This is a genomic window from Motilibacter rhizosphaerae (genome assembly GCF_004216915.1).
GTDB lineage: Bacteria > Actinomycetota > Actinomycetes > Motilibacterales > Motilibacteraceae > Motilibacter > Motilibacter rhizosphaerae.
Genome location: NZ_SGXD01000011.1, coordinates 1 through 9,569 on the forward strand (window position 1 = coordinate 1; position 9,569 = coordinate 9,569).

General features: G+C 74.0%; 11 protein-coding genes and 1 pseudogene. 9 read left to right on the plus strand and 3 right to left on the minus strand.

Annotated features, from left to right (window positions below):
- The first annotated feature begins 495 nt into the window (after positions 1–495).
- Entirely contained in the window at positions 496–1,050 is a 555-nt protein-coding gene (locus EV189_RS19805) for a nitroreductase family protein (RefSeq protein ID WP_130494744.1), read from the plus strand.
- Positions 1,051–1,059: 9 nt separating this feature from the next.
- Here the strand turns inward: EV189_RS19805 and EV189_RS19810 are convergent, their stop codons facing one another.
- Positions 1,060–1,803, minus strand: coding sequence for an SDR family oxidoreductase (locus tag EV189_RS19810; RefSeq protein WP_231116599.1), 744 nt, complete (start codon positions 1,801–1,803; stop codon positions 1,060–1,062).
- A 136-nt stretch (positions 1,804–1,939) separates the two neighbouring features.
- Between EV189_RS19810 and EV189_RS19815 the strand changes: the two are divergent.
- The 3 genes and pseudogenes from EV189_RS19815 to EV189_RS19825 all read left to right on the plus strand — a co-directional run bounded on the left by EV189_RS19815 (position 1,940) and on the right by EV189_RS19825 (position 4,322).
- Positions 1,940–2,773: pseudogene (locus tag EV189_RS19815) on the plus strand (helix-turn-helix domain-containing protein).
- A 65-nt stretch (positions 2,774–2,838) separates the two neighbouring features.
- Positions 2,839–3,060: a hypothetical protein gene (locus EV189_RS19820; RefSeq protein WP_130494747.1), complete on the plus strand. Its 222-nt coding sequence runs from the start codon at positions 2,839–2,841 to the stop codon at positions 3,058–3,060.
- Between the two features lie 53 nt (positions 3,061–3,113).
- The gene (locus EV189_RS19825) at positions 3,114–4,322 is read left to right on the plus strand and encodes an MFS transporter (RefSeq protein WP_130494748.1); all 1,209 of its coding nucleotides are present in this window, start codon (positions 3,114–3,116) and stop codon (positions 4,320–4,322) included.
- A gap of 12 nt (positions 4,323–4,334) precedes the next feature.
- Here EV189_RS19825 and EV189_RS19830 read toward each other — a convergent pair whose 3' ends face one another.
- The gene (locus tag EV189_RS19830; protein ID WP_130494749.1) at positions 4,335–4,583 is read right to left on the minus strand and encodes a DUF6343 family protein; all 249 of its coding nucleotides are present in this window, start codon (positions 4,581–4,583) and stop codon (positions 4,335–4,337) included.
- A gap of 98 nt (positions 4,584–4,681) precedes the next feature.
- On the opposite strand from EV189_RS19830, the gene add reads away from it, so the two are divergent.
- Both add and EV189_RS19840 read left to right on the plus strand, forming a co-directional pair.
- Positions 4,682–5,677, plus strand: coding sequence for an adenosine deaminase (add, locus tag EV189_RS19835; RefSeq protein WP_130494754.1), 996 nt, complete (start codon positions 4,682–4,684; stop codon positions 5,675–5,677).
- A 49-nt stretch (positions 5,678–5,726) separates the two neighbouring features.
- Entirely contained in the window at positions 5,727–6,122 is a 396-nt protein-coding gene (locus EV189_RS19840; RefSeq protein ID WP_130494750.1) for a tautomerase family protein, read from the plus strand.
- On the opposite strand, the gene EV189_RS19845 is transcribed toward EV189_RS19840, so the two are convergent.
- Entirely contained in the window at positions 6,119–6,583 is a 465-nt protein-coding gene (locus EV189_RS19845; protein WP_231116601.1) for an SRPBCC domain-containing protein, read from the minus strand. The two genes, EV189_RS19840 and EV189_RS19845, sit on opposite strands and share 4 nt — an antisense overlap.
- 44 nt (positions 6,584–6,627) lie before the next feature.
- Between EV189_RS19845 and EV189_RS19850 the strand changes: the two genes are divergently transcribed.
- From EV189_RS19850 to EV189_RS19860, 3 genes are read left to right on the plus strand one after another with little or no spacing between them, the layout of a single operon-like run.
- Positions 6,628–7,479 carry an NUDIX domain-containing protein gene (locus EV189_RS19850; RefSeq protein WP_130494751.1) on the plus strand — a complete coding sequence of 284 codons (852 nt, stop codon included), beginning with the start codon at positions 6,628–6,630 and terminating at the stop codon, positions 7,477–7,479.
- 25 nt (positions 7,480–7,504) lie between these two features.
- Positions 7,505–8,449: a GlxA family transcriptional regulator gene (locus EV189_RS19855; protein ID WP_130494752.1), complete on the plus strand. Its 945-nt coding sequence runs from the start codon at positions 7,505–7,507 to the stop codon at positions 8,447–8,449.
- Between the two features lie 58 nt (positions 8,450–8,507).
- Positions 8,508–9,050, plus strand: a complete 543-nt coding sequence (locus EV189_RS19860; RefSeq protein WP_130494753.1) for a carbonic anhydrase — start codon at positions 8,508–8,510, stop codon at positions 9,048–9,050.
- Positions 9,051–9,569: the final 519 nt, after the last annotated feature.

Genomic DNA, 9,569 nt, shown 5'->3' on the forward strand with positions numbered 1-9,569 from the left:
GCGTGCCGACCCTGAGCGGGGGTCGCGCGACGGGCTGCTGCTCGAGCTCATGCCGACAACGTACAAGCGACCACTGACAGAGTCGGGTCGGCAGAACCGGCTGCCGTACAGCCACTCCTCGGCCACCTGCGGTGATCCCACGTGATCGGGGACCTCGATCAAATGGGGGTGCTCCGCGGCCCCAAGAACTGCATGATCACGGAGTGCTCGTCGCGAGCCGACCGTACGAGCTGACCGCCGCCAGCAGGGAATTCCACCCCCTCGGCAACCACCTCGTGCGGCCGGCCTCCCACTCCGTGCTGCTCGGCGCGAACTCGATCGGGCAGCCTGATCAACCTCACGACGCGCCCGCCTCGACGCGCCCGCCCCACGATCTGCATGATCACGAGCAGGGGGTTCGGGGGCGCGGCTCCGCTGCGCGCCCGCCCGAGCGGTGGCACGCCCTCACGCCAGGCCTGCTGAGAGCCCTGGCGCGGGCAGTGCCAGCGTGTCCCCATGCACGACGCCGATGGAGCGCCCCACCGCCTCCACCCCCTGCTCGCCGCGCGCTGGAGCCCCACCGTCTTCGACGCCGGTCACGAGCTCGAGCCCGGCGACGTCGAGCTGCTGCTCGAGGCCGCGCGCTGGGCGCCCTCGGCGGGCAACTCCCAGCCCTGGGCGTTCGTCGTGGGGCGTCGCGGCGACGAGACCCATGCCCGGCTCGTCCGCCACCTCGCCCGCAGCTCCGCGCGCTGGGCCCCGTCGGCGAGCCTGCTCGTCGCCAACCTCGCTCACCGGCACGTCGAGGGGACCGACTGGGACTACTCGGAGTTCTCCGCCTACGACCTCGGGCAGGCCGTCGCGCACATGACTCTCCAGGCCGCGTCGATGGGGCTGTTCGTCCGGCAGTTCCGCGCGTTCGACCGCGCGGGCGTTGCCGCGGAGTTCGGCGTGCCCGAGCACTGGGAGGTCACGACGATGGCCGCGATCGGGCGTACTCCTCCGGGAACCACCCCCGACGACACCACTCGCGGCCGCCGCGCACTCGACGACCTGCGCTGGGACGGCTGAGCGTCAGCATCACCGCCCGGGCAGGCCGAGGAGCGCCCGCGAGCGCTGGGCGACGAGCTCGGCGTACGTCCCGTCGCGCTCCGCCCAGCGGTGCATCTGCACGGCCTCCACGAGGATCTCCCGGGGCAGCGGCTCCTGTGCGAGCAGGGCGAGCACCTCGTCGAGGTACGCGTCGAGGTCCAGCGCTCGCGGGTTGGCCGCCCGCTGCTCCGGCGTCGTGGCGACCGCCGGCGGCACGAGCTCCGCGACCTCGACGCCGGTGCCCGCCAGCTGGGCGCGCAGCGCCTCGGTGTACGCGTGCACCCCGGCCTTCGACGCCGCGTACGTCGGCATCAGCGGGAACGGCAGGAACGCGATCCCCGAGCTCACGGTGACGATCGTCCCGGCGCCCCGCTGCAGCAGGTGCGGGGTGAAGGCGTCGACGGTGCGGATCGTGCCGAGCAGGTTGGTCGCGACGGTCTGCTCGCTGGCCGCGATGTGCCCGGGGTCGCGCAGGTCCTCGGTCAGCATGACCCCTGACATCGTCACGAGGACGTCGAGGTCCGGGTGGGCGGCGAGGACCTCGTCGCGGGCCCTCGTGACCGAGGCGGGGTCGGTCACGTCGACCGCCACGGTCTCCAGGCCCTCCACGGGACCCGGCGCGCGGCCGCCGAGGACGACGGTGCTGCCGGCAGCGGCGAGCCGCCGGGCGAGGCCGAGGCCGATCCCGGACGTACCTCCGACGACGAGGACGGTCGAGCGGTCGAGCTTCACGGGAACTCCTGGTGTGGGCGGACTGCACGGGACGCCTCCGACGCTCCTCCGCATCCACGCGGGCAGGGAGGACCGTGCGCATCCGGGGAGCGGCAGGACCACCCCTCCCGCAGCGACGCCCGGCTAGCGTGATGACGTGCCCGCTGACGAGGAGAACCGGCTGGGGGACTACCTGCGCGCCCGCCGCGCGCTGGTCACGCCCGAGCAGGCCGGCCTGCCCGCGGGGACCCGTCGCCGCGTCGCCGGCCTGCGGCGCGAGGAGGTCGCGCTCCTCGCCGGCATCAGCAGCGACTACTACCTGCGCCTCGAGCGCGGGCGCGACCGCCACCCCTCCGCGCAGGTGCTCGAGGCGCTCGCCCGCGTCCTGCTGCTCGACGACGTCGAGACCCGCTACCTGCTCGACCTCGCCCAGCCCCGCCCGCGAGTCCGTACGCGGCGGCGGGTCGAGCGCGTACCCGACCGCCTGCACCACCTGCTCGCCGCCCTCGACGTGCCGGCCTTCGTGGAGGGGCGGGCGTTCGACGTGCTGGCGTCGAACCCCGCCGCCGTGGCCCTGTCACCTCGGCTCGTGCCGGGGGAGAACCGGCTCCGCTCGCTGCTGCTCGACCCCGCCGAGCGCGAGTTCTACCGCGACTGGGAGCGCGGGACAGCCGAGTTCGTGGCCGCCTTCCGCGGCTCCATCGGGGAGCTCGACGGCTCGGAGCACGACCCGCGCGTGGTCGAGCTGGTCGGAGAGCTCTCGCTGGCCAGCGGCAGGTTCCGCACCCTGTGGGAGCGCCACGACGTACGACGGCTGCAGGGCGGCACGACCGTCGTGGACCACCCGGTCGTGGGGGAGCTGCGGCTGCACCGGGACAAGCTGCCCGTCGACGGGCTCGTGCTCGTCGTCTACTAAGCCGACGAGGGCAGCGAGAGCGCGGAGAAGCTGCGCCTGCTCGGCTCGCTGCACGCCCCGGCCCCGCACCCGTAGCCGGCGGCTCCCGGGCTATCGTGCCCTGCCGGCCGCTGCCGGCGCAGGGACAGCCCGGGGGTGGGATGAGCAAGCGCTACACGGTCCGCGTCCTGGACCAGGACTTCGGCTGCCCGGCCTGCCGTGGGGCGACCTTCCGGCTGCGCATGATCAAGCTGAACACCTCCGGCGCGGAGCTGTTCGACCTGGGCTGGGCCAACAAGGAGTCGGCGGGGCTCATCTGCGAGCGCTGCGGCCACATCGCAGAGTTCGTCGTGACCGACGCGCTGTCGCTGTACCAGCTCTGAGCCCCCCCGAGCGCGCCCGCAGCACCGCACCGCCGTACCAGGAGAGCAGCCCCATGACGTCCCCCGCCACGCCCGTCGCGCCCCCCACGCCCGAGGAGGTGCGCGGTGGGGTGCGCGGCACGTACGTCACGTTCACGCTGTGCGGCTTCGCCTTCGCCAGCTGGGCCTCGCGCATCCCGCAGGTGCGTGACCACCTCGGGCTCTCCCCGGCGCAGCTCGGCCTCGTGCTCCTCGCCATCGCGACGGGCTCGCTCGTCGCGCTGCCGCTCGCCGGTCCGGTCGTCCACCGGCTCGGCTCCCAGCGCACCGTCCAGGCGATGAGCCTCCTGCTCGCGCTGGCGCTCGCCGTCATCGCGCTGGGCTACCTCGCCGGGCTGGTGCCCGTCGTCGTCGGGCTGTTCCTCTTCGGGTTCGGCACCGGCGCGTGGGACGTGGGGATGAACGTGCAGGGCGCCCTCGTCGAGCGCCACCTCGGCCGCTCGATCATGTCGCGCTTCCACGCGGGCTACAGCTTCGGCACCGTCGCCGGCGCCCTGCTCGGCGCCGCGATGGTCGCGCTGCACGTCCCCGTGACCGTGCACCTGCTCCTGGTCGCGGCCGTCATCGCGGCCGTCGTGCCGTGGGGTGCGCGGGAGTTCGTCCACGACGCGGCCGGCGTCGAGGAGCACGAGGACCACGGGGGGCGCAGCGCCATGGCAGCGTGGCGGGAGCCGCGTACCCTCCTCGTCGGGCTCTTCGTCCTCGCCTTCGCCTTCACCGAGGGCACCGGCAACGACTGGGTCAGCGTCGCGATGATCGACGGCTACGGCGTCCCCGCGGCGATCGGCACGCTCTGCTTCGCGCTCTTCCTCGCGGCGATGACGGTCGGCCGGTGGTTCGGGCCCGGCCTGCTCGACCGGCACGGCCGCGTCGCCGTGCTGCGCGTGCTCTGCGCGCTCGGCATCGCCGGCTCGCTGCTCTTCGTCTTCGCGCCGGTCACGCCGCTGGCCTTCGTCGGCGCCGTGGTCTGGGGTCTCGGCGCGTCGCTCGGCTTCCCGGTGGGGATGAGCGCGGGCGCCGACGAGCCGAGGTACGCCGCCGGCCGGGTCAGCGTCATCGCCTCCATCGGCTATTGCGCGTTCCTCGCCGGCCCGCCGGCCGTCGGCTTCCTCGGCGACGAGTACACCGTCCTGCGCGCGCTCATGTCGGTCTCGGTGCTGCTCGTGCTCGCCGCGCTCATCACGCCGGTGCTCGCGCCGCCGCGAGCCGCCCGAGCCGACTGACGGGGCTCTCCGCTAGATCAGCGGCCTGCGCTCCTCGTAGCGCCGCCACAGCACGACCCCGAGGTCGACGAGCGCGACCAGGCAGAGCGCGGCGCAGGCGACGGCGAGCGTACAGATCCGCCCGTCGCCGTCCGCCGTCACGGCTGCGAGCACGGCACCGGCTCCCATGAGGACGGCGCCGAGGGCCGCGAGGACGGCCCGCGCGCCGTACGCGCTCCGGGATGTCGACGGCTCGTTGCCGACACGCTCCTTGCGGACCACGGGGGAGTCGTTCCCGCGTGGCGGCGCGGCAACCTGCGCGTCGAGAGCCGAGGGCGCAGTGGCGTGCACCTAGGCTGCCCCGCGTGAGTGAGCCCGCGATGACCGACGAGGAGCTCCTCCTCCTGCCCACGGTCGACCTGCACCTGCACCTCGTCGGTTCCGCCTCGCCGAGCACGGTCGCCGACCTCGCGGCCCGGCACCCGGCGGCCGGCGTACCGGCCGATCTCGCTGCCCTGGAGCAGTTCTACGTCTTCCGCGACTTCCCGCACTTCATCGACGTCTACACGGCGGTGAGCTCGCTGGTGCGCGGGGGAGAGGACCTGCAGCTGCTCGTCGAGGGGCTGGGGCAGGACCTGCGGGCGCAGGGCGTGCCGTACGCCGAGGTGACGGTGACCCCGTGGACGCACGAGCAGAACGGCATCCCCGCGAGCGAGGTCGCCACGGCACTGGACGCGGGCGCCGCTGCCGCGCGCCACGCCTCCGGCGTCGAGCTGGCGTGGATCTACGACATCTCCGCGAACGACGGCGAGCCCGGCGCGCTGGGCACGCTCGCCGCGGCGCTCGACCATCCGCCCGCGGCGCTGGTCGGGTTCGGGCTCGGCGGGCCGGAGGTCGGCCACCCCCGCGCGGACTTCGCCGGGGTCTTCGCGCAGGCGCGCGCCGCCGGGCTGCACAGCGTGCCGCACGCCGGGGAGACCGTGGGTGCGGACGAGGTCTGGTCCGCGGTGCGCGACCTCGGCGCCGAGCGGATCGGGCACGGCATCGGCGCTGCCGAGGACCCCGCGCTGCTGGACGTGCTGCGGGACCGTGGGATCTGGCTCGAGGTCTGCCCGTCGAGCAACGTCGCGACCAGCGCCGTCGCGGACCTCGCGCAGCACCCGCTGCCGGCGCTGCTCGCTGCCGGCGTCCCCGTGACGCTCGCGAGCGACGACCCGCCGATGTTCGGGACCAGCCTGCTGGAGGAGTACCGGCGGGCGCGCGACGTCCTGGGGCTCGGCCGCGAGGAGCTGCACGCCCTCGCCATGGCAGGGGTGCGGGCGTCGTTCGCGCCTCCTGCCACGCGCGACCGCCTGCTCCGCGAGCTCGCGGGCTGAGCGCAAAACCGGGAGCGCGAGGGCCTCGCTGCCTGCCAGCATCGGCCGCATGCCCCGTGCCACCGTCGAGGTCCGCCGCTCGTACGCCGCCGAGGAGGAGGTGGCGATCCTCGACGCCGTCCACGCCGCCCTCGTCGCGGCCTTCCGCATCCCGGAGCAGGACAAGCACCTCCGGCTCGTCGTGCACGAGCCGCACCGCTTCGCCGTGCCGCCGACGCTCGACCAGCCGGACCGGGCCACGCTCGTGACGATCGACTGCTTCGCCGGTCGCTCCCTCGGCGCGAAGCGGGCGCTCTACAGCGAGATCGTCACGCGGCTCGACGCGCTGGGCATCCCACCGGGGTGCGTGAGCATCCTGCTGCGCGAGAGCCCGCTGGAGGACTGGGGGATCAGCGGCGGCCAGGCGGCCTGCGACGTCGAGCTCGGCTTCGAGGTCCGCGTCTAGGGCCCCTCGAGGAGGCGCGCGAGGCCGTCCAGCGACGCGGTCATCCCCGTTTGGTGGTCGGCGGCGGAGATGCCGCGAGGGACGTCGTGGGCGGAGATCTCGACGCGGGTGCCCTCCGCGACCGGGACGATCTCCCAGACCATCGTCATCGTGCCGGCGAAGGCCTCGTCGTCGGAGACGAAGTCGACGGCGTGCACGACACGGGCGCCGGGGACGAGCTCGACGAAGCGCGCCTCGACCACATCGCTGTCGCTGCTGGACTTCCCGGTGCCGGTCGCACTCCCGTCGTAGGTGAGGACGAGGCGGTACGACCCGCCGGGCCGCGGGTCGAAGTGCTCGAGCCGTCCCGACATGCCGGTCGGCGGCAGCCAGCGCAGGAGCAGCTCCGGGTCGACCATCGCGGCGTAGACCTCGCCGGGGGTGGCGCGGACGGTGCGGGCAGCGCGGTGCGGGTCGGCCACGCGGCGATGGTAGCCGTGCGTACCCGCTCACCTAGGCTGCCCACGTGGGCACGACGGACCGCTCCGGCGACGGATGGGTGACGTGTGCGCGCGGTCATCGGCACTGGGGGAGGTACGGCGCCGCCGGCCTCCTGCTCGTCGCCGACGGGCGGGTCCTCCTGCAGCTGCGCGCGGAGTGGAGCCACCACGGGGGTACGTGGGGGATCCCCGGCGGCGCGCTCGCGCGAGGGGAGACCGCCGTGGAGGGCGCCCTGCGCGAGACGCTCGAGGAGGCCGGGATCGTGCTGCCGCCGTCGGCGGTGACCGGGCGCAGCGTGGTCGACCACGGCGGATGGTCGTACGCGACGGTGCTCGCCGCTGTCGAGGAGGTCCTGCCCGTCGTCCCGGACGACGGGGAGAGCGACGACCTGCGCTGGGTGCCGGTCGACCAGGTCGAGGACCTGCTGCTGCACCCCGGGTTCGCGGCCTCGTGGCCCGGACTGGCTGCTGCGGCGGGAGTACGGCTGCGGATCGTGGTCGACGGCGCGAACGTCGTCGGCAGCCGCCCCGACGGCTGGTGGCGCGACCGGGCGGGCGCCGCGCAGCGCCTGCGGGACCGGCTCGCGGGGCTCGAGGTGCCGGGCGACGTGCTGCCCGACGGGCTCGCCCCTCCGCTGGGGTCCTGGTCGCCCGAGGTCGTCCTCGTCGTCGAGGGCGCGGCACGCAGGACCATTGCCGTGGCAAACGGTCCTGGCGTGGTCGCTGCTCCCGGGAGCGGGGACGACGAGATCGTCCGGCAGGCCGCTGAGGGCACGATCGTGGTGACGAGCGACGCGGACCTGCAGTCGCGCTGCCGGGCCGTGGGTGCGGTGGCGGTCGGCGCGTCCTGGTTGCTGCGCCTGCTGGACGCCGCATAGCCCCCTGGTGCGGGAGGATGCGCCCATGGCCGTGCACCACGTGGTGGCACTCGTGATCGAGCGCGTCGTGGCGTTCGACCTGTCGATACCGGCGCAGGTCTTCGGGCACCCGGACGAGCGGAGCCGGTACTCGTTCGTGGCTTGCACGGCTCGACCGGGAGCGGTGCCGTCGTCCACGCAGTTCGGCGTGACGGTCGAGCACGGCCTCGACGCGCTGGACGCGGCGGACACCGTGGTGGTGCCCGGGTTCCACCCCATGGGCGCGCCCGACCCGGCAGCGGTCGCGGCCCTGCGCCGGGCCGCCGCGCGCGGCGCCCGCATCGCCTCGGTGTGCATCGGAGCCTTCGCCCTCGCCGAGGCCGGCCTGCTCGACGGCCTGGTCGCCACCACGCACTGGCAGGAGGCGGAGCACCTGGCCGCCCGCTACCCGGCGGTCCGCGTCGACCCTGACGTGCTCTACGTCGACCAGGGCCGGGTCCTCACCAGTGCGGGGCTGTCCGCGGGCATCGACCTCTGCCTGCACCTGGTGCGCCAGGATTTCGGGCAGCAGGTCGCTGCCTCCGTCGCGCAGCGGATGGTGGTCGCGGGGCACCGGACCGGCGGCCAGGCGCAGTACGCGCGACGGCCCCTGCCGGTCGACGGCGGGCTCGGGCCGACGCGCGACTGGGCGGTGACGGAGATGCAGCAGCCGCTGACCGTGGCGCGGCTGGCGCGCCACGCGGGACTCCCGGTGCGCTCGTTCGCCCGGCAGTTCCACGACGAGGTGGGCACCAGCCCGATGCGCTGGCTGACCAGCCAGCGCGTACGCGAGGCGCAGCGGCTGCTCGAGGCCACCGGGCTGTCCATCGACGAGGTCGCCGAGCGCAGCGGGTTCGGCAGTGCCGCGTCGCTGCGGGTGCACTTCGGCCGCGAGGTCGGAACGACGCCGACTGCGTACCGGAAGGAGCGCCGGAGGGTGGCCGGAAGCTGACTGGATCTGGCCGTCGGGACCGTCGATCCCGGCCGCGGACGAGCGCAGGATCCCACGCATGACGAACGTCGACGAGCTGCTCAGCAACAACCGCCGCTTCGCCGGGACCGACGCGAAGGACCGCGTCCCGGCGATCCCCTTCCTCCCGCACAAGCAGGTCTACGTCATCACCTGCATCGATCCGCGGGTCGACCCGAGCGACCTGCTCGGGTTGCAGCTCGGTGACGCCATCGTGGCGCGCAACGTCGGCGGCCGGGTGACCCAGTCGGTGCTCGACGACCTGGCGTGGATCAGCTACCTGCACGAGGAGAAGACGCCGGACGCCGACTGGTTCGAGATCGCCGTCGTGCACCACACGGACTGCGGCTCCGGGCTCATGGCCGACGACGAGCTGCGACAGGGCTTCGTGACGCGGGGGTTCGACGACGCGACCCTGCGGGGCACCGCCGTGCTCGACCCCGCTGTGACCGTCGCGGTGGACGTGCAGCGCATCCTCGACGCCGAGCACGTCCCGGGCGAGATCGCGGTCGGCGGCTACGCGTACGACGTCCGGACCGGGCTCGTGACGCCGGTAGTCCGGCCGCGCCGCCGCGCCTCCTGATGCCGTGATCATGCAGATCCTGGGCGGTGCGAGCATCTCGGGCTCACAGGCGTGCTGACCCTCTGCTCGTGAGCGTGCAGGACGTGCGGGTCATCGGCGCCGGTGCTGGCGGCAGTCAGTTCGTGCGGCTGACCAGCGCCCACCTCCCCGTGATCATGCACGTCTTGGCGTCGCGCGCGGGAAGTCGATCGGGCTTCCCGGTCATCTCGGGTCGGAGCAGCACGGACTGGGAGGCCGGCCCTACGAGGTGGTTGCCGAGGGGGTGGAATTCCGTGCTGGCGGCGGTCAGTTGGTGTTGTCGGCTCGCGACGAGCACTCCGTGATCATGCAGTTCTTGGGGCCGTGGAGCACCCCCATTTGATCGAGGTCCCCGATCACGTGGGATCATTGCGGGTGGCCGAGGAGTGGCTGTGCGGCAGCCGGTTCTGCCGACCCGACTCTGTCAGTGGTCGCTTGTACGGTGTTCGCATGAGCTCGAGCAGCAGCCCGTCGCGCGACCCCCGATCGGGGTCGGCGCGT